The sequence below is a fragment of the Bradyrhizobium sp. UFLA03-84 genome, from assembly GCF_002289535.1.
GTDB lineage: Bacteria > Pseudomonadota > Alphaproteobacteria > Rhizobiales > Xanthobacteraceae > Bradyrhizobium > Bradyrhizobium viridifuturi.
The window spans coordinates 699,221-721,478 of record NZ_NSJY01000005.1; the positions used below are offsets into that span (position 1 = coordinate 699,221).

Below are 22,258 nucleotides of genomic sequence, written 5' to 3' on the forward strand. Positions count from 1 at the left end.
TTCGAAATCGGCTCGGCGCCGTCGCTCGACTTGCCGGACTCGCGTGCATGCTTGCTGCGCTCACAGCCGCAGCAGCAGTCACCACCGCCGCGCGCGCGGACGGCTGCCCCAGGCCGAGCGACGAAATTGCGACCGACCGGCCCGACGTCACCAATTCAAGTATCGTCGTGCCGGTCGGGAGCCTGCAGAACGAGAACGGCGTCAACCTGACCGGCCGCGACGCCGGCCGCAGCATCGACGGCAGCAACAGCCGCTGGCGGCTCGGGATCGCGCCCTGCCTCGAAGTGCTGGTCGACCTGCCGACCTGGTTCGGCAGCGTGAAATCGCCCGGCGTCTCGGGCTTTTCCGACGTCGCGCCCGCCATCAAATGGCAGATCAGCCCGCTGCCGGGGAAGATCGACCTGTCGATCACCGCCGGCGTCGCGCTGCCGACCGGCGCGGCTGCGATCGCCGGGCGCGGCGCGCAGCCCTACATCCAGCTGCCATGGTCATGGGAGTTGCATGACGGCTGGGGCATCAGCGGCATGTTCACGGAATTCTTCCGCCCCGCCGAGCTGACCGGCCAGCACATGTCGGAAGCGACCTTCGTGATCGAGAAGAAGCTGACCGAGCGGATCAGCGTGTTCACCGAATATGTCGGCGACTATCCCGACGGCGCGCGGCCGACCCAGCTCATCAACTCCGGCGGCGCCTACCGGATCACACCGACCCAGCAGCTCGACCTCCACGTCGCGTTCGGGCTCAACCGCAACTCCCCGAACTACATCGTCGGCCTCGGCTATTCGTTCCGCGTCGACGGGCTGTTCCGGTAAATCAGCTTTCGGCTTCGCGCAGGCCGCTCAGCCACAGCGCCAGCAGCGTCCACACCGCGCCCGACAACAGATACGCGCCGGCCGAGATCAGGCCGAAATGCGTCGCCAGCAGCAGCGCAGCGAGCGGCGCGAAACCGGCGCCGAACAGCCAGGCGAAATCCGAGGTCAGCGCCGAGGCGGTGTAGCGATAGTTGCGCGCGAAGCTCGAGGCGATCGCGCCCGACGACTGGCCGAACGACAGGCCGAGCAGCACGAAGCCGAGCACCATGTACACCGTTTCGCCGAACGCACCGGCATCGAGCAGCTGCGGAGCAAAGCCGCTATAGACCGCGATCGCGACTGCCGAGCCCAGCAGCAGCGGCTTGCGTCCGACGCGGTCGGCGATCATGCCGGAGGCGATGATCGCTGCGACGCCGACCATGGCGCCGATCATCTCGATGATCAGGAAGCGCACCGGGCTTTCCTTGGTGAACAGGAACACCCAGGACAGCGGGAACACCGTGACCATGTGGAACAGGGCAAAGCTCGCCAGCGGCGCGAACGCGCCGAGCAGGATGTTGCGGCCCTCCTGCGCGACGGTCTCGCCGACCCGCGCCGGCTCCAGGTCGCGGCTTTCGAACAGCTCGGAATATTCATCGGTCGCCACCATGCGCAGCCGCGCGAACAGCGCCACCACGTTGATGGCGAAGGCGACGAAGAACGGATAGCGCCAGCCCCAATCGAAGAAATCATCCGCCGAGAGGTTGCCGGCGAAGAACGCGAACAGCGCGCTCGCCACGATCAGCCCGAGCGGCGCGCCAAGCTGCGGCACCATCGCGTACCAGCCGCGCTTGTTCGCCGGCGAATTCATCGCGAGTAGCGAGGCAAGGCCGTCCCAGGCGCCGCCCCAGGCGATGCCCTGCAGGACGCGCGCGGCGGCCAAGAGCCAGATCGCGGCCGCGCCAATCGTGTCGTAGCCGGGCAGGAAGGCGAGCGCGACCGTGGCAGTGCCGAGCAGGAACAGCGCGATGACGAGCTTGGCGCCCTTGCCGTGGCGGCGGTCGACCGCCATGAAGATGACGGTGCCGAGCGGCCGTGCGGCAAACGCCAGCGCGAAGATGCCGAATGAATAGAGCGTGCCGGTCAGCTCGTTGACGAACGGGAACACCAGCTTCGGGAACACGATCACCGAGGCGATCGCGTAGACGAAGAAATCGAAGAACTCCGAGGTGCGGCCGATGATGACGCCGATGGCGATTTCGCCGGGTTTCGCCTGACCGTGACCTGACGCGGTCGGGGTGCCGTGAGCCATTGCTGGGGCCTGTGCCATCGCCGGAGAACCGTCCTTTGGAGCATGCCACGGAAAAGTGGAACCGGTTTTCCGAACCGCATGCTCAAGCAAGAGATGAGGCCACGGGCAGACTTTGCCACGCGGTCCACCTCACCTTCTGAGCTTCTATCCCGCAGTGCAACATTGGACAAATTGTCCAATGTCAACTTTGCTGCATCGCAGCTACCCCTTGGCGGAACTCATAAAATTCAAGTGGGGTGAGCCGTGCGCGCCTTGAAACTATTGGCCTTATTGCCGTTCGCGGCGCTCCTTGGCGGGTGCGATTTCGTCGTCCTGGCGCCCGCCGGCGACATCGCCGTCCAACAGCGCGACCTCGTCGTGATCTCGACCGTCCTGATGCTGATCATCGTGCTTCCGGTGATGGCGCTGACCGTCTTGTTCGCCTGGCGCTACCGCCAGTCCAACACCCAGGCACCCTACGAGCCGGAGTGGGATCACTCCACCCAGCTCGAGCTCGTGATCTGGTCGGCGCCGCTGCTGATCATCATCTGCCTGGGCGCGCTGACCTGGATGGGCACCCATCTGCTCGATCCCTACCGCTCGCTCGGCCGCATCGCCGCCGACAAGCCGATCGAGAGCAAGGACGCCCCGCTCAATGTCGAGGTGGTCGCGCTCGACTGGAAGTGGCTGTTCATCTACCCGGACTACGGCGTCGCCGCCGTCAACGAGCTTGCAGCTCCGGTCGACCGCCCGATCCGCTTCCGCATCACGGCGTCTTCCGTGATGAACTCGTTCTACATCCCTGCGCTGGCCGGCCAGATCTACGCGATGCCCGGCATGGAGACCAAGCTGCACGCGGTCGCCAACAAGCCGGGCACCTTCCGCGGCTTCTCGGCCAATTACAGCGGCGCCGGCTTCTCCGGCATGCACTTCGATTTCAAGAGCCTGTCGAACGCCGATTTCGACAAGTGGATCGGCACCGCAAAGGCCAGCGCCAACATGCTCGGCCGCACCGATTATCTGCAGCTCGAGCGTCCGAGCGAGAACGATCCGGTCCGGCTGTATCGCTCGGTCGATCGCGATCTCTACAAGGCGATCCTCAACATGTGCGTCGAGCCCGGCAAGATGTGCATGAGCGAGATGATGGCGATCGACGCCAAGGGCGGCCTGGGGCGCGAAGGCCTCAACAATACGCTGCCGCTGACTTACGACAAATACGCCCGCCGCGGCGCGCCGCTCGGCACGGAGCCGACCTTCGTCGCCGGCATCTGCTCGATGGACGAGATCAAGGACGCGCCGTCGCGCGAGGTCACCGCGCCGCTCGACCTGACGCCGCTGCGCGGCTTCGGGCTGAAGCGCCCGCCGTTCTCGCCGGCGCATCCGTCATCGACATCTTTGCTGCTCGGCCAGCGTCCGAAATCAGAGTCCTGAGGAGGACCGCATGAATCCCGATCTCGTCAAGATGATCTTCGGCCGCCTCAATCTGGAAGCGCTGCCGCTGCATGAGCCGATCCTGGTCGGCACCTTCGCGGTGGTGGCGACCGGCGGCCTCGCGCTGTTCGCAATCGTCACCTACTTCCGGCTCTGGAGCTATCTGTGGCGCGAGTGGTTCACCACCGTGGACCACAAGCGCATCGGCATCATGTACATGATCCTCGGCATCGTGATGCTGCTGCGCGGCTTCGCGGACGCGCTGATGATGCGCCTGCAGCAGGCGATCGCGTTCAACGGCTCGGATGGTTACCTTCCGGCCCATCACTACGACCAGGTCTTCACCGCCCACGGCGTGATCATGATCTTCTTCGTGGCGATGCCGCTGGTCACCGGCCTGATGAACTACGTGGTGCCGCTACAGATCGGCGCCCGCGACGTCTCCTTCCCCTTCCTCAACAATTTCAGCTTCTGGATGACGGTCGGCGGCGCCGTGCTGGTGATGATGTCGCTGTTCGTCGGCGAATTCGCCCGCACCGGCTGGCTCGCCTACCCGCCGCTGTCGAACATCGGCTACAGTCCTGACGTCGGCGTCGACTACTACATATGGGGACTACAGGTCGCAGGCGTTGGCACCACGCTATCGGGCATCAATCTGATCTGCACCATCGTCAAGCTGCGCGCGCCGGGCATGACCATGATGAAGATGCCAGTTTTCACCTGGACCTCGCTCTGCACCAACGTCCTGATCGTCGCCTCCTTCCCGGTGCTGACCGCGGTGCTGGCGCTGCTGTCGCTGGATCGTTACGTCGGCACCAACTTCTTCACGAACGACTTCGGCGGCAACCCGATGATGTACGTGAACCTGATCTGGATCTGGGGCCACCCCGAGGTCTACATCCTGGTGCTGCCGGCGTTCGGCATCTTCTCCGAGGTGACCGCGACGTTCTCCGGCAAGCGGCTGTTCGGCTACACCTCGATGGTCTACGCCACAGTCGTCATCACCATCCTGTCCTACCTGGTCTGGCTGCACCACTTCTTCACGATGGGCTCCGGCGCCAGCGTCAACTCGTTCTTCGGCATCACCACCATGATCATCTCGATCCCGACGGGCGCGAAGATGTTCAACTGGCTGTTCACGATGTATCGCGGCCGCATCCGCTTCGAGCTGCCGATGATGTGGACGGTGGCGTTCATGCTGACCTTCGTGATCGGCGGCATGACCGGCGTGCTGCTCGCGGTGCCGCCGGCCGACTTCGTGCTGCATAACAGCCTGTTCCTGATCGCGCATTTCCATAACGTGATCATCGGCGGCGTGCTGTTCGGCCTGTTCGCCGGCATCAACTACTGGTTCCCAAAGGCGTTCGGCTTCAGGCTCGATCCGTTCTGGGGCAAGCTGTCGTTCTGGTTCTGGGTCTCGGGCTTCTACTTCGCCTTCATGCCGCTCTACGTGCTCGGCCTGATGGGCGTGACCCGCAGGCTCCGCGTGTTCGACGATCCGTCGCTGCAGATCTGGTTCGTCATCGCTGCCTTCGGCGCCTTCCTGATCCTGCTCGGCATCGGCGCGATGCTGGTGCAATTCGCAGTCAGCATTCTCAGGCGCGAGCAGCTGAAGGACACCACCGGCGACCCCTGGAACGCGCGGACGCTGGAATGGGCGACCTCGTCGCCGCCGCCGGACTACAACTTCGCCTTTACTCCGGTGGTCTACGACAACGACGCCTGGTGGGACATGAAGCGCCGCGGCTACAAGCGTCCGCTGACCGGGTTCAAGCCGATCCACATGCCGTCCAACACCGGCACCGGCATCATCCTCGCCGGCCTTGCAACCGTGATGGGCTTCGCCCTGATCTGGTACATCTGGTGGCTCGCCGCCGTCAGCTTCGTTGCGCTGCTCGCGGTCGCGATCGGCCACACCTTCAATTATCACCGCGACTTCCACATCCCGGCGGATGCGGTGGTGCGGACCGAAGATACGCGGACGCGTGTTCTCGCCGCGGGAGCCCAGACATGAGCGTAGCAACCACCCAGATCTCGGTCCAAGGCTCCGAGCCGGTCTTCCACGTCATCGACGAGCACGATCATCCGGAAGGCGCCAGCACCATGCTGGGCTTCTGGATCTACCTGATGAGCGACTGCCTCATCTTCGCGATGCTGTTCGCGACCTATGGCGTGCTCGGCGGCAACTATGCCGCCGGCCCGGCGCCGAAGGACCTGTTCGACCTCAAGCTGGTCGCGCTCAACACCACGATGCTGCTGCTCTCCTCGATCACCTATGGCTTCGCCATGCTGACGATGGAGAGGTCGAAGATCGGCCAGACCCAGCTCTGGCTCGCGATCACCGGGCTGTTCGGCCTCGCCTTCCTCGGTATCGAGCTCACCGAGTTCGCCCACATGATCCATGAGGGCGCGACGCCGCAGCGCAGTGCCTTCCTGTCGTCGTTCTTCACGCTGGTCGGCACCCACGGCCTGCACGTCACCTTCGGCCTGGTCTGGCTGGTGACGCTGATGGTGCAGACCGCGCGTTTCGGCCTCACCACGGCCAACCGGCGCCGCCTGATGTGCCTGTCGATGTTCTGGCACTTCCTCGACGTGGTCTGGATCGGCGTCTTCACCTTCGTCTATCTCCTGGGAATGCTGCGATGACATCAAATTCTCACGCCGACGCTCATACCCTCGAAGCCAATGCCGGCGGCCACGGCCATGACGACCATGGCGGCGCCGCCCACGGCTCGCTGAAGAGCTATCTGATCGGCTTCGGCCTCTCGGTCGTCCTCACGGCCATTCCGTTCTGGCTGGTGATGACCGGGACCATCGCCGACAAGGCGGTCACCGCGCTGATCGTGCTGGTGCTGGCGGCGGTGCAGATCGTGGTCCACATGGTCTACTTCCTGCACATGAACACCCGGTCGGAGAACGGCTGGACCATGATGGCGATGATCTTCACCGTGGTCATGGTGGTGATCGCGCTGACCGGCTCGCTGTGGGTCATGCATCATCTCAACATCAACATGATGCCGATGCACGACATGAGCCAGATGCCGTGACGAAGCGGTCTACCAGACCCTCGCTTGTGCTGCCCACGCTCGGCATGCTGGGCGTGGTGCTGCTGAGCGCGCTCGGCGTCTGGCAGATCGAACGCAGGGCCTGGAAGCTGGCGCTGATCGAGCGGGTCGAGCAGCGCATGCATGCCGCACCGGTCGCACCGCCGCCGCAAGCGTCATGGCCTGATGTCACGGCCGCGAGCGACGAATATCGCCGCGTCACGGTCGGCGGCACCTTCCTGAACGCCGACGAGACGCTGGTGCAGGCCGTGACGAACGAAGGCCCCGGCTTCTGGGTGCTGACGCCGCTGCGGATGGCTGACGGAACCACCGTGCTGGTCAATCGCGGCTTCGTTCCGCCCGACCAGCGCGATCCCGCGGAGCGCAGCGACGGCAACCCGCAGGGGTCGGTCAACGTGACCGGGCTGTTGCGGATGTCGGAGCCGAAGGGCGGCTTCCTGCGCAGCAACGATCCCGCAGCGGGCCGCTGGTATTCGCGCGACGTTGCCGCGATCGCCGCCACGCACGGATTGTCGCAGGTCGCTCCCTATTTCATCGACGCCGATGCGACGCCGAACCAGGGCGGCTACCCCCTCGGCGGGCTCACGATCGTGCGGTTTCCGAACAACCACCTGATTTACGCGCTGACATGGTTCGCGCTGGCCTTTATGCTGACCGGTACGCTCCTGCGCATCGTCAGCAGGAGCCGCGCCGGCGCTTCCGATCCAGGGTGGAGTTCAAGGCGCGCCGCCGTGCGCCGCCTGATCGGCGCAGCCCGCAATCTGTCTCGCGACACAGGCCCAGATGCTCGAGCGCACATCGGATCTGCATGAGGAGAATGCCGCGACCGGCACGGCCATGATGCCGCCCGCCGTGAGCGCGGCCGGCGGCATGCCGTACGATCTCGCAGCGCCCGCCGACATCGCGACCAACCGCAAGAACATGGCTCTGCTGGTCCAGCTGCGCTGGATCGCCGTGATCGGCCAGATCGTCACCATCGGCTTCGTGCAGTTCTGGATGGGCGTACCCCTCCCGCTGCTGCCTTTGGCGGCCGTGATCTCCGGCCTCGTGGCGCTCAATGTCGTCAGCCTGCTGTGGCTGCGCTACCGCGCCGACATCAACAACCGCGAGCTGCTGGTCGCGCTGGCGCTCGACGTGGCGGCGCTGACCGCCCTGCTCTATCTCAGCGGCGGCGCCACCAATCCCTTCACATCGCTCTATCTGCTGCAGGTGACGCTGGGCGCGGTGCTGCTCGATGCGCCCTCGACCTGGTCGCTGGTGGCGCTGGTCTGCATGAACTTCGCCTGGCTGACCAGCTATTACCGACCGCTGGAGCTGCCGCAGCAGGGCTTTGCCGACGCCTTCAACCTGTACATCGCCGGCACCTTCATCGGCCTCGTGCTCGACGCCGTGCTGCTCGTGGTGTTCATGACGCGGATCAACCGCAACCTGCGCGACCGCGACCTGCGCCTTGCGGCGCTGCGCCAGCACGCCGCCGAGCAGGACCACATCGTTCGGATCGGCTTGCTGGCCTCCGGCGCCGCGCATGAGCTCGGCACGCCACTCGCCTCGCTCTCGGTCATCCTGGGCGACTGGCGCCGGATGCCCGTGCTCGCCTCCGATCCCGATCTGTCGCAGGACCTCGGCGAGATGGAGATCTCGGTGCAGCGCTGCAAGTCGATCGTCACGGGTATCCTGCTGTCGGCCGGCGAGGCCCGCGGCGAAGGCTCCTCGCCGACCACGGTGGCGGCGTTCCTGACCGCGCTGGTCGAGGAATGGCGGACCACGCGGCCGTCCGCCACGCTGTATTTCCGCAACGCGTTCGGCACCGACCTTGCGATCGTCTCCGACATCGCGCTCAAGCAGGCGATCTTCAACGTGCTCGACAATGCCGCCGAGGTCTCGCGCGACTGGATCGAGCTGATGGCCGAGCGCAATGCCGACACGCTGCGCCTGTCGGTGACCGATCGCGGCCCGGGCTTCTCGCGCGAGATGCTGGCGCATATCGGCAAGCCGTATCAGTCCACCAAGGGCAGCCCCGGCAGCGGCCTCGGCCTGTTCCTGGTCGTCAATGTGGTGCGCAAGCTCGGCGGCGTGGTGACGGCGCGCAACCGGCCGGACATCGGCGCCGCGGTCAGGCTCGAGCTGCCGCTCTCGACGCTCGCGATCGGAGACCATCTTGACGGATGAACGCCAGCTTCTGATCGTCGAGGACGATTCGGGCTTTGCCCGCACGCTGAAGCGCTCGTTCGAGCGCCGCGGCTACGGTGTTGCGGTATCCACCTCGCTCGACGAGGTCCGCGTGCTGCTCGAGCAGCAATCGCCCGGCTATGCCGTCGTCGACCTGAAGCTGGCCGGCGGCGCCTCGGGCCTTGCCTGCGTCGAAGCGCTGCATGCCCATGACCCCGAAATGCTGATCGTCGTGCTGACCGGATTTGCCAGCATCGCGACCGCCGTCGAGGCGATCAAGCTTGGCGCTTGTCACTACCTCGCCAAGCCGTCGAACACCGACGACATCGAGGCCGCGTTCCAGAAGGCCGCCGGCAACGCCGCCATCGAGGTCGGTGCACGGCCGACCTCGATCAAGACGCTGGAATGGGAGCGCATCCACCAGACCCTGATCGAGACCGACTTCAACATCTCCGAAGCCGCCCGCCGCCTCGGCATGCACCGCCGCACGCTCGCACGCAAGCTCGAGAAGCAGCGGGTGAAGTGAGGCGACAGAGACGGATGAGGGAGAACGAGGCGCGCGGATCCACGCCTGATTGAACCTGCCGTCTCTTGCTCCGTCACGTCATCGCGGCAACATCCGCCGCAGTGTCGATGTATTCCTGAAAACGAACCGCCTTTCCTGCACGGTACTTGAAGACGTGGGCCCATTCGTTGGTCACGGTCTTGCCCGTCCTCTTTGCCCGCGCTGTGAGCGTACCCAGCACCACGACGGTGTCGCCCTGCTCAATCATCTCACGCGGCGCAAACTCGCTGAATTCCAGATTCTCGCCGACCTGGACGAAGAAGTTTGCAATCTGCTGCTTTCCCCTGAAGGTGCCGGCCCAAGGCAATTTGTCCTGGGGACCTGGCGTTATCCACGTGCAATCGTCGTCGATCAGATCCCTCATGAGCGCCGGAATGTCACCACGTTGAAACGCTTCATAACCCTTCCTGGTTGCCTCAACATTGGATGTCATCGGATTACTCCTCGCTGCAAATTGATGGGTCACATGAATGTCGATCAAATAGCGGCAGGGCGGCCAACATAGCATGCCGCGCTCCGATTGCCTTGGTCGTCCGCGAACACGGGCAACCCGGGGCGATTCTGGTCAGGATCGTTTACGTAGCTTCGAGCGCCGTTGCCGTCTCACCGAGACGCTACCGGCGGGCCAGAAAGACCCCTAGCAGGAATGCAATGGCAAGTGATTGAAGTGGGGCCGCCTTGGTCGCTTCACTCAGGTGATGCAGCCACCGATCTTGTTGCGGCAAGGGTTCGAATACGCTGTGCTCAGCCATCTGACGGATCGCTTCCGACGCCTGCTCGATGCGTTGCTCAGGGCTGGTCGTGGAAGCAATGGAGTTTTCGTTAGCCATCAGATGAACGGGCCTTCTATATCAACATCAACGTTCCCTGATCCCGAACTGTTCCTCGATTCCTTCACTTCGTGATGCGCTCAGTCATGTCCGAAGAAATTCGCGAACGGACGAGGCGGGGAATCATCATCTTCGGATGCCATGATCGGCACTTCGCGGCGTTCTGCCTGCTCCAGCAGCACCGGACCTTCGCGGCGCTGGTCTCCTTGCTCGATGCGTCGCTGTTGACGCTTCGCGTGCTCAGCCGCAATGCGCTTGGCCTTGCGTTCGGCGTAGCGCTGTCGCCGCTCCCTTTCCGCAACGTCTGATTTTCTGGCCTCCACCGCGTCCGCCTGCTTCTCGACAGGGGCTTGTGCATCCCTGAGCGGCTCCGGTTGCACCTGCGGCTGTGGTACCGGCGCTGTCTCCGGCGTGATCGGCTCCCGTTGGGCGACGGGTTGCGGCGCCGGCGCGGCCTCTGCCGTGGATGGCAGGACAACGCGTGCCGGTTCCGCAGGTGCCGGCGAGGACGCGCGCGTCCGGGCGCCGGCAGGCGCGTTGAACGCCGAATCTGCCATCAATAGCCCGCCGCCGAACCCGGCACCGAGGACGATGAAAGTCGTTGCGGCGCCTGCGAAGAAAATGCCTGTCCTTGATACCATCGTGCGCTCTCCTCCATTGTCGAGCGAACGCGCGAAAGGTACGGGCGTTCCGTTTCGAGGTAATGCGGCAATGAGCGCCGCTCGCCCCAGAGCCCGACGGTGCAGACAGCCTGGAACATCCGCCTGCCCGCCTTCGCGGTTCACGATCTATCGAAAGACTTCTGCTCGCGGGGAGCCTTGCCCCTCCCACGCTTTGAGCGCCCGGCGCGGCAGCAGCAGCGGGGTCAGGAGCATCAGCAGGCCGCTGAGCGCGATCGCGGCACGGACACCGGCGAGGCCCGCGAGCACGCCCCACAGCGCGGTGAACACCGCGATGGTCGAGCTGCTGGTGATGGTCCAGGCCGAGAGCACGCGCGCCGTGCGCTCCATCTCGATCTGGGCCAGACGATAGGCCGCGAACACCGGATTGAAGATGCCGATGCAGGTGACGAGACCGAACTGAAGCGCAAACACGACAGCGATGCCGGCTGCGCCATGCGGCATGAAGGCGAGCCCGAGCGACCAGCACGCTCGCAGCGTACCGGCTGCCAGCAACACATGGTGCTGCCCAAACCGCGCGACGAGAGAGGGCGCCAGCCGCGCGCCGATCAGGCCGCCGATGCAGGGCGCTCCGAACGCGAGCCCGTATTGCCAGGGCGCAAAGCCGAGATCACGCAGCATCAGCAGCGCGAGCAGCGGCGCCGTCGCCATGATCAGGCCGTTGACCAGCACGCTGTTGACGAACAGCAGGCGGAGCACGGGGTGCGCGAGGATGGCCCGCCATCCCTCGATCAGCTCGGCCGCGCGAAACGCCTGCGCCTGACGCTGGGCGGGCGCCGGCTCGCTGCCGCCGATCCGCCGGATCGCCGCCGCCGAGAGCAGGAAGCTGACCGCATTGGCGATCACGGTCACGACAGGGCCGAGCGCGCCGATCGCCGCGCCGCCGAGCGGCGGGCCGATCGCGGTCGCGGTCCAGGTCGTGGCTTCGAGCCGCCCGTTCGCGACCACCAGTTCATTTGGCTTGACCAGCGCCTTCAGGCAGGCGCCGCTCGCGGCGCGGAAGGCAATATCGGCTGCGGCCATGATGACGGCGACGATGACGAGTTGGGCGAAGCTCAGCCGTCCCAGCACGAATGCGATGGGAACGCTGATGGTCGCGGCGAAGCGGATCAGATCCATCGCGATCATCACCGGCCGCTTGCGGCGAAACTCGATCCACAGCCCGAGCGGCAGCGCCACCGCGGCCCCGGCCAAGAGGCCGACCGCCGCCAGCACCGAGACCGCCTCCGGCGGTGCATGGAGCACCAGGATCGCGAGCAGCGGGAGGGCGTCGAAGGCGATCCCGGTGCCGAACGTCGAGACTGCGAATGCGGTCCACAGCCAGTCGTAACCGCGCCCCAGCGACCGTCCTGCAAGCATGCCGCGCCCCTCGCCGGTTCCGCGATATCGCCGCCAGCGCACAGCAGCAGGTCATGAGTCGCAGCGATCAGCCAAGCTGCGATTGCGGTAGGGCGGCATGCGCTACGAGACGAGTGTTCGCTCTGCGCACTCGGATCGCCTCTCCCCGGTGTGGGAGCGAGGAGAACAATGCGAGATGCTCGGCCAACTCAAAAACAAAAAGCCCGGTCTTGCGACCGGGCTTTTGATTTCAATCCGTCGAACCCATTCAGGCGGCTTCGTCCTCGACGGCGGTGTCGTCGCCATCGTTGTCGAGATCCTCACCGTCGGCATCGCCCTCGGCGTCGCCTTCAGCGGACTCGGCCTTGGCGCCGCGGCGCGGGCTCTTGGCGAGCTGGCCTTCGATCTCCTTGATCGCCTCGGTCTCGGTCGAGTGCTGGACCACAGCGATCTCGCGCGACAGACGGTCGAGCGCCGCTTCGTACAGCTGGCGTTCGGAGTAGGACTGCTCGGGCTGCGATTCCGAACGATAGAGGTCGCGGACCACCTCGGCGATCGCGACGATGTCGCCCGAGTTGATCTTCGCTTCGTATTCCTGGGCGCGGCGCGACCACATGGTGCGCTTGACGCGGGCGCGGCCCTTCAGCGTCTCCAGCGCCTTCTTGACCAGCGCCGGCTCCGACAGCTTGCGCATGCCGACATTGGCGACCTTCGCCGTCGGGACGCGCAGCGTCATCTTGTCCTTCATGAAATTGATCACGAACAGCTCGAGCTTGGCGCCCGCGATCTCCTGCTCCTCGATCGCCAGGATCTGGCCGACGCCGTGAGCGGGATAGACGACGAATTCGTTGGCCTTGAAGCCCTGGCGCTGGGTCACGACCTTCTTCTCTTCCGGACGCGACGGGGCGGCCGGCTTGGCGGCAACCTTCGGAGCAGCGGCGGGGACGGCAGCCTTGGGGGCGGCCGGCTTCGGCGCAGCAGCAGCAGTCTTCGGGGCGACCTTCGCAGAGGGCTTCGCAGCTGCCGCTTTCGCGGCAGTCTTGGCAGTCTTTTCTGGCATCACGCTTCTTTTGTTCTTTGAGGACTTTGCAGCCGCCGCCTTCTTGGCCCCCTTCACGGACGCCTTGGCACGGCCCTTGGTTGCGCTGCGAGCAACGACAGCGGCTTTTTTCGTCGTCTTTGAAGCACTCTTTTTACGCGTTTTCTGTGACACAGCCTGCGCGCGGAAACTGCCACGCCCCTGTTCGATGTTTGCGGGAACCTCGAAGCCACAAGGTACGCATGGCAGGGGGTTCTTGGCCTGTAATGTGCTGAATATAGCACATTTTCCGCAAAAATCAATGGTTTACGCCCGATTCCGGGCATAACGCGGGCCGCTCAGGTCATATGTCCGTCATTAGGGTTAAATCGACGGCCCGAACGGACGGCCGCGACGGGCCGAAGCCCGCCCCTATCGGGGTAATCCCGAAGAGCGCAGGCGAATCAGTCACCGCTGCCCGGATTCGGAGAAAAATATTTCTCGAACTTGCCTTCCTTGCCCTCCCACTCCTTGGCGTCTTCGGGCGAGTCCTTTTTCTGGGTGATGTTCGGCCAGCTCTTGGCGTAGTCGCGATTGACCTCGAGCCACTTTTCCAGGCCCGGCTCGGTGTCCGGCTTGATGGCGTCCGCCGGGCATTCCGGCTCGCACACGCCGCAATCGATGCATTCGTCCGGATGGATGACCAGCATGTTCTCGCCCTCGTAGAAGCAATCGACGGGGCAGACCTCGACGCAGTCGGTATATTTGCACTTGATGCAGGCTTCAGTGACGACGTAGGTCATCCAAAACTCCGAAACGATCCATTTTTTCTGGGGTTGCGTAGCGCAGGAATACCGGAGCCGCAAGGGAAGCCGGCCCCGAAAAACACCTGCATCCTGGCGACCCTGCCAGCCGGTTTTGTTGGGAGCATGATCCTATCGCCAGTCCGGCCCCACACATCCGGATCATGCTCCGGTCGAAATAGCAGACGTGAGATAACTACTCCTTACCGGCTTGCAAATTGCCGGCCTGCAAATCCTCGTACAGCTCGCGCGCCGAACCGGCATCGCCACGCCGCTCGGCAAAGCCGATCACCTTGAGCACGCGGACGCTGTTGTCGAGCGCGACGGTGACGACATCGCCCACCTTCACCACATGGCCCGGCGATTTCTCGCGCGTGCCGTTGAGACGGACATGACCTGACGCGACGAGCTCAGCCGCGCTGGTGCGGGCCTTCACCACCCGCGCGTGCCACAGCCATTTGTCGAGCCGCTGTCGATCCAAGCTTCAGACCAGGGGTTGCACTATTCCTTGCGGCCGGCGAGCTGCTCCTTCAGGGCAGCGAGCTTGGCGAATGGCGAGTTCGGATCGATCGGCCGGTCGCGCTCACGCGGCGCGCTCGAGGCATAGGGCCGGTGCGACGGACCGCTCTCGCGCTTGTCGCGGCCGCCCTTGTCGCGGCCGAAATCGCGGCCGCCGCGGTCACGATCACCACGCTCGCCCTTGCGATCGCCGCCGCCGAACTTGTTGTCGCGACGACGCTCATTGTTGTCGCGATCGCGACCCTTGCCCTCGAAGCGCTCGCGGCGCTGACCGCGGTCCTCACGATTGTCGCGCGCCGGTGCGCCGTCGGCAGGAGCGGCTGCGGCCGCCGTCGCATCGGCCGGCGCGCCGGGACGCGGCGTGCGGAAATCCTGATGGCGGCGCGGACGGCGATGATGCTCGCGCTTCTCGCCCTCGCCGCCGCCTTCCGCGGCCTGTGCGCCCTCGGCGGGCTTGCCCTGGTGGCGGCCGCGGTTGCGATCGTGGCCGCGATGATGCGGACGGCGCTCGTCGGAGCGGCCGCCGGGACGCCAGACTTCGACCAGCTGCGGCTCGGCCGGCGTCTCCGCAGCCGCGGAAACGGCCTCGGCGGTGCCGGCTTCGGCGGATGCAGCATCGGCGCTCGCGGTCTCCGCCGGCGCTTCGGCGGCAGCCTCGGACGTCGCCTCCGCAGCGGCTTCCGCGGCAGGCGCAGGCTCGGCTACGGCTTCGGCAGCGGGCGCTTCGGGAGCGGGCTCTGCGGCGGCAGCGGCAGGCTCCGCGGCAACCTCCGCCACGGGCTCGGGCCTGGTCTCGATCACAACCGGCGCTGCTTCGCTGGACGCCACCTCGGCAAAGCCGACATCGGGCAGCAGCGCGGCGGATGGCGCGGGATCGCCGGACACCGCCTGATCGACAGCGGCTTCCGGCGCGTCGGCCGTGACGTTGGCAGCCGCATCGAGCGGCGCATCGGCGGCGGCGTCGGACGTCGTCTCGACCGGCGGCGCGTCGGCGGCAACCGTCTCGGTTGCCTCAGCGGGCAAAGTCTCGGCGGGCACGGTCTCGACCGGCGCGGCCTCGACGGGCTTCGGCGGCAGCGGCGGACGGCGGTCCATGCGATAACCGAGCGCGCGCAGGATCGAGGCAAAGTCCTCACCGGCGGAGCCGGTCAGCGAGGTCATCGCCTGGGTCACGACAAAGCCGCGGCCGTCGAACGCACCGGCGGGCTTCTCGCCCGGCGAGGTCTCGCGCCAGGCCAACGCCGGGCGGATCAGATCGGCGAGACGCTCCAGGATGTCGACGCGCACCGCGCGCTCACCGCACTGGCGATAGCCGAGCACGCGATAGCCGTCGCGCGGCAATGTCTTGTCGACCGGGAACGAGGTGCGGCCGCTGGAGGCCAGATGCTGCACGTTCGACAGCGCAGCCATGTCGACATTGCTCTGCTTCTCGGCCCACAGCAGCGAGGCCAGCGAGCGCGCCGCGGGCTTCAAGAGCTGCGGAAAATAGATGTGGTAGGCGCCGAAGCGCACGCCGTATTTGCGCAGCGCCGCGCGCGACGGCTGATCGAGATCCTTCATCTCGGCCGCGATCTTGGTGCGCTCCAGCACGCCGAGCGCCTCGACCAGCTGGAAGGCAATGCCGCGGGCGATGCCCTGCAGATCCTCGGCCTTGGACAATTCGAACAGCGGCCCGAGCAGCTTCTCGATATGCGTCTTGAGCCAGAGGTCGAGCCTCGTCTGCACGGCCTCGCGCGAGGCGCCGGTCAGCCGCTCGTCGGAAATGATCCGCAGCCGCGGATGCAGCGCGTCGTCGGCCGCGACCAGCTTGGCGACCGCATCGCCGGTCCAGCGGATGGTGCCGTCGGAGGTCAGCACGAACTGCTCGTCGGGCGCCGCACCCAGCTTCTCGGCCCGCGCATCGATCTCGCGCGCCAGCACCTGCTGGGCGGCGGCTTGCAGCGCCTTGGCGTCGCTGCCGGCCTCGGCCGCATCAGGTGCGAAGGTGAAACCATCGAGCCGGCCGATCGCATGGCCTTCCACGATCACTTCACCGGTCTTGCCAATTTCCGTATTCAAAACTGAGTTCTCCCGCAGGCGGCGCATCAATACACTGGTCCGCCTGTCAACGAAACGCTCCGTGAGCCGTTCATGCAGCGCATCGGACAATTTATTTTCGAGCTCGCGCGTGATCCCCTGCCAATGGTCCGGGTCGTAGAGCCAGTCCGGCCGGTTGGCAACGAAGGTCCAGGTCCGGATCTGCGCGATCCGGCCCGATAGCGTGTCGATATCGCCGTCGGTCCGGTTGGCCTGGTCGACCTGGGCGGCAAACCATGCGTCAGGGATACGCCCCTTTTGCATCAGGAAGCCATACAGCGTGGTCACGAGTTCGGCATGGGCGGCCGGCGACAGTTTCCGGTAGTCCGGAACCTGGCAGGCCTCCCACAGCCGCTCCACGGCCTTGGGCCCATGCGCCCATTCGCGCACCTCGGCATCGCGCGCGACGTGCTCGAGCACGCGCAGGTCCTCGGCGACAGGGGCCCGCGTCAGTGCCTCATGATTGGGCGACAGCGCCAGCGACACCTGCAACGCGCCGAGCGAGGCGAAATCGAGCTTGGCGTTGCGCCATTGCAGCATCTTGACGCTGTCGAAGGTGTGGTTCTGCAGCGCATTGACGAGCTCCGGCTCGAACGGCGCGCAGCGGCCCGTGGTGCCGAAGGTGCCGTTGCGCGTGGCGCGGCCGGCGCGGCCGGCGATCTGCGCGAATTCGGCCGGCGTCAGCCGGCGGAACTGGTAGCCGTCATATTTGCGGTCGGAGGCGAAGGCGACGTGATCGACGTCGAGATTGAGCCCCATGCCGACCGCGTCGGTGGCGACGAGATAGTCGACGTCGCCGTTCTGGAACATCGCGACCTGCGCATTGCGCGTGCGCGGCGACAGCGAGCCCAGCACCACGGCCGCGCCGCCATGCTGACGGCGGATCAATTCGGCGATCGCATAGACCTCATCGGCGGAGAACGCGACAATCGCTGTTCTGCGCGGCTGCCGCGTGATCTTGCGGTCGCCGGCGAATTCGAGCTGCGACAGCCTCGGCCGCGTGATGATCGATGCGCCCGGCAGCAGCCGCTCGATCATGGGGCGCATCGTCGCAGCGCCCAGCAGCAGCGTCTCGTCGCGGCCGCGGCGATTGAGGATGCGGTCGGTGAAGACATGCCCGCGCTCGAGATCGGCGGCGATCTGGATCTCGTCGACGGCGAGAAAGGACACGTCGAGATCGCGCGGCATCGCCTCGACGGTCGAGACCCAGAAGCGCGGCGCCTTCGGCTTGATCTTCTCCTCGCCGGTCACCAGCGCGACATTGTCGACGCCGGCGCGATCGACGATCTTGTTGTAGACCTCGCGCGCGAGCAGCCGCAGCGGCAGGCCGATCAAGCCGGACGAATGCGCCAGCATGCGCTCGATGGCCAGATGCGTCTTGCCGGTGTTGGTGGGGCCCAGCACCGCAGTGACGCCCGCACCGGGCACGCGGTCATTTCCGAACGAAGTTGAGAAGACCATTTTTCGCAGGTGTTTCTTGTTGCGGCAGCTGACGGTCAGCCGTCCTTGCGAGGAGCCACCGGGTCCGACCTGCGGTCGGCCCGATGATTAACTCCGCGACGAAGCAATCCAACCATCCGCGTGTGCCCGAAGCATGGATTGCTTCGCTTCGCTCGCAATGACGGAAAAACAATCGAGGGTATCATCTGGTCTGAATCTGTCTCACAATGCGACGCTTTCTGTGCCGCCTTTAAGCTTCGGAACGAGTCTAGAACGAATCGCGGCCGAATCGCTGACTCCATTCCAGGCTCGAAACGTTCACCGCAACATCTCGGGTAGGTTGATGGCGGCGGCACTAGATCAAGTTTGAGAGGGCTCCACAAGCCAGGGATATGCGGACTGAATTCCTTAAGTTCCAGGGGGCACCGAGTCGAATCAGAACCGGGCAAGAGTCAACTGGATTCCATGACGTTTGTTGCATTCCTTGCGCTCAAGAAGCCGCCGCACCCGTCATCCCCGCGCAAAGGGTCAGCCTTTGTCGCTGGAGGTGCGAGCGGAGCGAGCCTCGAAGGATGCACGCCTCCCAAGCCGGTGCCCGTCGCCCCTTCGAGACGCGCTACGCGCTCCTCAGGGTGACGGTCAGGCAGTGACGTAATCTTACTGCGTCTTCGCCACGCGCGGCGGCGCGGCTGTGGTGACGAACGAGGTTGCTTCCAGCATGGCCTGGCCGAGCGGGGTCGGGATCGTCATGCGGAACGGCACCAACAGGCGGGTGCCTGCGATCGGCACGAAGGCGATCTCGATGTTGCGCTGGGCGGCGAGGTATTTGATCACGGGTCGGTCCGGGATGTAGCCCGAGATCGGCACGAAATAGAGCGCGCAGACCAGCGCCGGGCCGTGATAGCCGCGCTCGGCCTTGACGATCTCGACGCGCTTGAAATCGAGCTTGAGGTCGTAGCGCATGCGGCCATCGAACACGCCGGCGCCGGTGCGGCAGACGTCCGGGCTCATCAATTCGGCATTGCCGGGCGCGCGCAGGAACGAGCCGGTCATCGGATCGAACGCGTTCTTCTTCTGCGCCTCGGTCACCGGCAGGCGGTCGGCATCGACAGGCGGCTCCGGCTCGATCGCGGATTCCTTGATGCCGCCATTGGCGAGCACCATCCGGATCGTCTCCGACTTCTTCGAGGTGGTGGTGGTCGCGGTGTAGGAGGAAGCCACGAGCGAACCGTTGACGACGCGGCCCTGCGAGGCGCCCGAGCCGGTGCCGCCGGAAAACGCCTTCAGCAGGCCCGCGGTGCCGCCCTGGGCGGCGGCCGAGAAGCTGTCGTCGCCGATCTCGATGGTCCAGCTGCCCTTGCCGACGGGGATACCGGCCAAGGTCGCCTCGTACTGGGCGTCGAGCCGTCCCTGCGCGCTGGCGCGCTCGGCGCAAAACAGCAGCAAGGCACCCGCGCACAGGCCGAGGAGCCGGCCGAGCGGGGGCAAAATGGCAATGGCGGTGGTCACTTAACCTACCTGACGGTCCTGCTATCGGCGCTCTGTTCGCTGTCCATCGGGACGTTCAATTCGGCCGGACAACGTGCGCATCTGTTATGGAACCAAGACTTGCAGCCGAATACGCCCTTTATATGGTTGCCGTTTCAGCCGTTAAGTGGCTGGAACGGCTTATGAACAAAGCGTTTTCAAGCGAAGTGGCCTTTTCCGGTTCGCGTGAAGAAAACGCGTCACAAAACAACGGCGTAGGAACCCCGGAAACCAGGCGTCGGAGGCAGAAAACCTTGACGCTCCGGTATTCTCCCCCTATACACCCGCGGTTCCTGGAAAATGGACGCGAATTCAAAACCCCCGCGCGGGCCGTGTGATTGCACGCCTGGCAGAGAGGCGGGGATGCAATAAGGATTTTGTAAGATGTCCCGGCGCTGCGAACTGACGGCCAAGGGCCCCCAGACGGGCCACAAGGTGAGCCACTCGAACATCAAGACCAAGCGGCGCTTCCTGCCGAACCTGGCCAACGTGACCTTCATCTCGGATGCGCTCGGCCGCAACGTGCGCCTGCGCGTCTCGACCAACGCGCTGAAGAGCGTCGACCACAATGGCGGCCTCGACGCCTACCTGCTCAAGGCCAAGGCCGACGTGCTCTCGCCCCGCGCCCTCGACCTGAAGCGCGCGATCGAGAAGAAGATCGGCAAGCCGGCGCCGGTGAAGAAGGCGAGCTGAGCGCGGTAAGACGCGAGAGCGGAATTCGCGAAGAGAGATTTGAAACGGCCGGGTCGATGACCCGGCCGTTTTTCTCTGTAGTTTGGTTCAAGCACCGCACTCGTTATCAAGAGTCCGGAAATGGATCTATCGATTAGAGCCAATTGCTGTGCCGGTTCGACCAGACAGATGTATCAAACAGTCCAGCGGGACTTTCGCTCAATGCCTCAAGAAACTGCTCTCGCTCCTGAGTCACTTCTTCCCCAAGTTCGGCACCAATTCGACGAAGCCTGGCAGAGGCCGAAGTCGCTCGATCTGTTCCAAAGTGAATCACTGACTGCAAAACTGAAACAAATACAGTCAAGCGCCTCCAAACTTCCTCATGGTCACTCGCGTTGACTGATAGGATCGGTCGGATTGATAACCCTAAATAGGACTGAGGGTGTTCGATCTCGCCTCATATGCAGCAGATCAGCTGCCCTTAAAATGATCGCGCAGTATTGGATAAACTCTTCTCTCGTGACCAACATGCCCATGTCGTGAAAGTAGATGGACAATGTAATCAGAAACCAATCGGCATCCGACATCATTTTCTTCGTCTCTTCGTCGACCAACCAATCAGCCAACTTGAGTACTTCATCAATATGAGAGATGTCGTGCTTGGAGTACTCTGCAAAGAATCCGTGCTTACCGATTTGCGACAGAAGTTCAGCCGTTGTTCTCTTGATCTCCGCCAAGCTTACGCCGAACCCCTCAAATGCCGTCGCCGCCTGTGCACGAACCTCTGGATATGAATTTAAGGAAATGTCGGACATTCGCTCCCAACCCTTTTCAACGTTAGATTTAATTCAATTTGACAACCTATACCCTCGGTTGTTCGACCATGAAAGAGTCGTTGCAGTAAGCGAGACTTGATCGTTGGTCGAATAGAGGCCCTCTCGCAGCGATGGCTAACTTCCATCGCTCTCCTCGCGGACGGCGAACGGCCCGCGCCGGATACGCTAGATCGGGCTCTGCCGATCGCAGGTATCCATCGGCGCCACGAGCAAAGAGCGCGCTTGCTAGCACTGCGGTGTGTCGGTTCATCCGACGGGGGCGCCATCATGCCTTCTACGCGGCGAGCAAATCCGGCCATACGCCGGAGTTCCAATTTCCTCAACTTTTCAATACGATGCGCCCTACCCGACCCACACCCCTCCCAATTCACGCGTACAAGCAACGCGTCCCGCCCCCTCTGAGAGGCGCGTATCGCGATGGTCATGGACGTTGGCTGCCGGATGCGGTGGACGCGAGAGGCGCGAGACGAGCGCAGCGCCTCGCGGATGGTGAAAGCGTGTGATTCTGAAGCCCTGGTGCTAGGTGCCCCCGCGAGATGCGAACGCGTCTCGCGAAAGCGGTGACAAGTAAGCCCAATCTCGCCGTATAAGCCGCCCCATCGGCGCGGGGAACGCCCGGATCGCCCGGCCGTACCTGTGGTTCAACCTCCAGAACTTTTTGTTGCTCGGGACCCACGCGCGGTGAGTGGCGAATAGCGAGTGAATTCTTCTTTCGCCAAATGCACACGAAGCAAAACAATCCATCGCAACAAACATGGGGAGATGGATTGCGTCGTCGCCTCGCTCCTCGCAAATGACGACGTCCGCGAAGGTTGTCGTGAGCCCGCTGCCATCTGCCGCCAATGACAGCGGTGTCATCCGTTGTCACTGCGCGAATCTATGTTGGTGCCTTCTAAGCGAGTGAAGAAACGTTTAACGAACGCGCCTTAACCAGCATAGAAACTCTATAAATAAAGGCAAAAGCGGCTTCTCGCGCGGACGTTAATCACAACATCACTGCGACCAATCACGAGCGCATGAGGCGCATGCAAAACGCCACGATCTCTTCCAGATATTAGTGTGCAAACAAGCGTGCCCGAGCGCTTCCGATTCGATGCAGGCCGAACGCCTCGATCGTCTCGAACAACCGCCGGGGACATCACGGCCGGTACAAGAGATTGTGAGGCATGTGCGCCGCACTCTTGGGAAGAAGCCCGGCCGTTCTTAT

20 protein-coding genes are annotated in these 22,258 nt (G+C 64.4%); 9 read left to right on the forward strand and 11 right to left on the reverse strand.

The window, feature by feature from the left end:
* Nucleotides 1-47: 47 nt before the first annotated feature.
* The gene (locus tag CK489_RS06065; RefSeq protein ID WP_245350267.1) at nucleotides 48-812 is read left to right on the forward strand and encodes a transporter; all 765 of its coding nucleotides are present in this window, start codon (nucleotides 48-50) and stop codon (nucleotides 810-812) included.
* Nucleotide 813: 1 nt separating this feature from the next.
* On the opposite strand, the gene CK489_RS06070 is transcribed toward CK489_RS06065, so the two are convergent.
* A complete protein-coding gene (locus CK489_RS06070) occupies nucleotides 814-2,103 on the reverse strand; it encodes an MFS transporter (RefSeq protein ID WP_095731627.1) in 1,290 nt (429 codons plus the stop codon).
* A 243-nt stretch (nucleotides 2,104-2,346) separates the two neighbouring features.
* On the opposite strand from CK489_RS06070, the gene cyoA reads away from it, so the two are divergent.
* The 7 genes from cyoA to CK489_RS06105 are packed head-to-tail and all read left to right on the forward strand — an operon-like array spanning nucleotide 2,347 to nucleotide 9,273.
* On the forward strand, nucleotides 2,347-3,513 hold the full coding sequence (gene cyoA / locus CK489_RS06075; RefSeq protein WP_198960844.1) for a ubiquinol oxidase subunit II: 1,167 nt from the start codon (nucleotides 2,347-2,349) through the stop codon (nucleotides 3,511-3,513).
* A 10-nt stretch (nucleotides 3,514-3,523) separates the two neighbouring features.
* Nucleotides 3,524-5,527 (forward strand): cytochrome o ubiquinol oxidase subunit I, encoded by a 2,004-nt coding sequence (gene cyoB, locus CK489_RS06080; RefSeq protein ID WP_095731628.1) that lies wholly within the window; start codon nucleotides 3,524-3,526, stop codon nucleotides 5,525-5,527.
* Entirely contained in the window at nucleotides 5,524-6,159 is a 636-nt protein-coding gene (gene cyoC, locus CK489_RS06085) for a cytochrome o ubiquinol oxidase subunit III (protein WP_095731629.1), read from the forward strand. Before cyoB ends, cyoC begins: the two co-directional genes overlap by 4 nt.
* On the forward strand, nucleotides 6,156-6,560 hold the full coding sequence (gene cyoD, locus CK489_RS06090; protein WP_050631684.1) for a cytochrome o ubiquinol oxidase subunit IV: 405 nt from the start codon (nucleotides 6,156-6,158) through the stop codon (nucleotides 6,558-6,560). The genes cyoC and cyoD overlap by 4 nt, the downstream gene beginning before the upstream one ends.
* Before the next feature lie 44 nt (nucleotides 6,561-6,604).
* Nucleotides 6,605-7,390 carry an SURF1 family protein gene (locus CK489_RS06095; RefSeq protein ID WP_167350192.1) on the forward strand — a complete coding sequence of 262 codons (786 nt, stop codon included), beginning with the start codon at nucleotides 6,605-6,607 and terminating at the stop codon, nucleotides 7,388-7,390.
* Nucleotides 7,391-7,415: 25 nt separating this feature from the next.
* On the forward strand, nucleotides 7,416-8,747 hold the full coding sequence (locus CK489_RS06100) for an ATP-binding protein (protein ID WP_245350286.1): 1,332 nt from the start codon (nucleotides 7,416-7,418) through the stop codon (nucleotides 8,745-8,747).
* Complete coding sequence (locus tag CK489_RS06105; RefSeq protein ID WP_050631682.1) at nucleotides 8,737-9,273, forward strand: response regulator transcription factor; 537 nt, start codon at nucleotides 8,737-8,739, stop codon at nucleotides 9,271-9,273. The genes CK489_RS06100 and CK489_RS06105 overlap by 11 nt, the downstream gene beginning before the upstream one ends.
* 73 nt (nucleotides 9,274-9,346) lie before the next feature.
* Here CK489_RS06105 and CK489_RS06110 read toward each other — a convergent pair whose 3' ends face one another.
* The 9 genes from CK489_RS06110 to CK489_RS06150 all read right to left on the reverse strand — a co-directional run bounded on the left by CK489_RS06110 (nucleotide 9,347) and on the right by CK489_RS06150 (nucleotide 19,504).
* Nucleotides 9,347-9,745 (reverse strand): nuclear transport factor 2 family protein, encoded by a 399-nt coding sequence (locus CK489_RS06110; protein ID WP_158226411.1) that lies wholly within the window; start codon nucleotides 9,743-9,745, stop codon nucleotides 9,347-9,349.
* 181 nt (nucleotides 9,746-9,926) lie between these two features.
* Nucleotides 9,927-10,142 carry a hypothetical protein gene (locus tag CK489_RS06115; RefSeq protein ID WP_050631680.1) on the reverse strand — a complete coding sequence of 72 codons (216 nt, stop codon included), beginning with the start codon at nucleotides 10,140-10,142 and terminating at the stop codon, nucleotides 9,927-9,929.
* 80 nt (nucleotides 10,143-10,222) lie between these two features.
* A complete protein-coding gene (locus CK489_RS40610) occupies nucleotides 10,223-10,783 on the reverse strand; it encodes a hypothetical protein (protein WP_158226412.1) in 561 nt (186 codons plus the stop codon).
* Nucleotides 10,784-10,930: 147 nt separating this feature from the next.
* A complete protein-coding gene (locus CK489_RS06125; RefSeq protein WP_095731935.1) occupies nucleotides 10,931-12,181 on the reverse strand; it encodes an MFS transporter in 1,251 nt (416 codons plus the stop codon).
* Nucleotides 12,182-12,428: 247 nt separating this feature from the next.
* Nucleotides 12,429-13,220, reverse strand: a complete 792-nt coding sequence (locus CK489_RS06130) for a CarD family transcriptional regulator (protein ID WP_162240543.1) — start codon at nucleotides 13,218-13,220, stop codon at nucleotides 12,429-12,431.
* Between the two features lie 422 nt (nucleotides 13,221-13,642).
* A complete protein-coding gene (gene fdxA / locus CK489_RS06135; protein ID WP_016844914.1) occupies nucleotides 13,643-13,981 on the reverse strand; it encodes a ferredoxin FdxA in 339 nt (112 codons plus the stop codon).
* 196 nt (nucleotides 13,982-14,177) lie between these two features.
* Nucleotides 14,178-14,462, reverse strand: coding sequence for a S4 domain-containing protein (locus CK489_RS06140; protein WP_095731633.1), 285 nt, complete (start codon nucleotides 14,460-14,462; stop codon nucleotides 14,178-14,180).
* 20 nt (nucleotides 14,463-14,482) lie between these two features.
* Nucleotides 14,483-18,037 carry a helicase-related protein gene (locus CK489_RS06145; RefSeq protein WP_095731634.1) on the reverse strand — a complete coding sequence of 1,185 codons (3,555 nt, stop codon included), beginning with the start codon at nucleotides 18,035-18,037 and terminating at the stop codon, nucleotides 14,483-14,485.
* Between the two features lie 636 nt (nucleotides 18,038-18,673).
* The gene (locus tag CK489_RS06150) at nucleotides 18,674-19,504 is read right to left on the reverse strand and encodes a DUF3108 domain-containing protein (protein WP_050631676.1); all 831 of its coding nucleotides are present in this window, start codon (nucleotides 19,502-19,504) and stop codon (nucleotides 18,674-18,676) included.
* A gap of 423 nt (nucleotides 19,505-19,927) precedes the next feature.
* Between CK489_RS06150 and rpmB the strand changes: the two genes are divergently transcribed.
* Nucleotides 19,928-20,236, forward strand: a complete 309-nt coding sequence (rpmB, locus tag CK489_RS06155; protein WP_095731635.1) for a 50S ribosomal protein L28 — start codon at nucleotides 19,928-19,930, stop codon at nucleotides 20,234-20,236.
* A gap of 365 nt (nucleotides 20,237-20,601) precedes the next feature.
* Here the strand turns inward: rpmB and CK489_RS06160 are convergent, their stop codons facing one another.
* A complete protein-coding gene (locus CK489_RS06160) occupies nucleotides 20,602-21,030 on the reverse strand; it encodes an HD domain-containing protein (protein ID WP_095731636.1) in 429 nt (142 codons plus the stop codon).
* Between the last annotated feature and the right edge of the window lie 1,228 nt (nucleotides 21,031-22,258).

What these genes read in the sequence shown, in the direction of transcription:
- CK489_RS06065 (WP_245350267.1), top strand. Translation starts at nt 48, where the DNA reads ATGCTTGCTGCGCTCACAGCCGCAGCAGCAGTCACCACCGCCGCGCGC.
- CK489_RS06070 (WP_095731627.1), bottom strand. Translation starts at nt 2,103, where the DNA reads ATGGCTCACGGCACCCCGACCGCGTCAGGTCACGGTCAGGCGAAACCC.
- cyoB (WP_095731628.1), top strand. Translation starts at nt 3,524, where the DNA reads ATGAATCCCGATCTCGTCAAGATGATCTTCGGCCGCCTCAATCTGGAA.
- cyoC (WP_095731629.1), top strand. Translation starts at nt 5,524, where the DNA reads ATGAGCGTAGCAACCACCCAGATCTCGGTCCAAGGCTCCGAGCCGGTC.
- cyoD (WP_050631684.1), top strand. Translation starts at nt 6,156, where the DNA reads ATGACATCAAATTCTCACGCCGACGCTCATACCCTCGAAGCCAATGCC.
- CK489_RS06095 (WP_167350192.1), top strand. Translation starts at nt 6,605, where the DNA reads ATGCTGGGCGTGGTGCTGCTGAGCGCGCTCGGCGTCTGGCAGATCGAA.
- CK489_RS06100 (WP_245350286.1), top strand. Translation starts at nt 7,416, where the DNA reads ATGATGCCGCCCGCCGTGAGCGCGGCCGGCGGCATGCCGTACGATCTC.
- CK489_RS06110 (WP_158226411.1), bottom strand. Translation starts at nt 9,745, where the DNA reads ATGACATCCAATGTTGAGGCAACCAGGAAGGGTTATGAAGCGTTTCAA.
- CK489_RS06115 (WP_050631680.1), bottom strand. Translation starts at nt 10,142, where the DNA reads ATGGCTAACGAAAACTCCATTGCTTCCACGACCAGCCCTGAGCAACGC.
- CK489_RS40610 (WP_158226412.1), bottom strand. Translation starts at nt 10,783, where the DNA reads ATGGTATCAAGGACAGGCATTTTCTTCGCAGGCGCCGCAACGACTTTC.
- CK489_RS06125 (WP_095731935.1), bottom strand. Translation starts at nt 12,181, where the DNA reads ATGCTTGCAGGACGGTCGCTGGGGCGCGGTTACGACTGGCTGTGGACC.
- CK489_RS06130 (WP_162240543.1), bottom strand. Translation starts at nt 13,220, where the DNA reads ATGCCAGAAAAGACTGCCAAGACTGCCGCGAAAGCGGCAGCTGCGAAG.
- fdxA (WP_016844914.1), bottom strand. Translation starts at nt 13,981, where the DNA reads ATGACCTACGTCGTCACTGAAGCCTGCATCAAGTGCAAATATACCGAC.
- CK489_RS06145 (WP_095731634.1), bottom strand. Translation starts at nt 18,037, where the DNA reads ATGGTCTTCTCAACTTCGTTCGGAAATGACCGCGTGCCCGGTGCGGGC.
- rpmB (WP_095731635.1), top strand. Translation starts at nt 19,928, where the DNA reads ATGTCCCGGCGCTGCGAACTGACGGCCAAGGGCCCCCAGACGGGCCAC.
- CK489_RS06160 (WP_095731636.1), bottom strand. Translation starts at nt 21,030, where the DNA reads ATGTCCGACATTTCCTTAAATTCATATCCAGAGGTTCGTGCACAGGCG.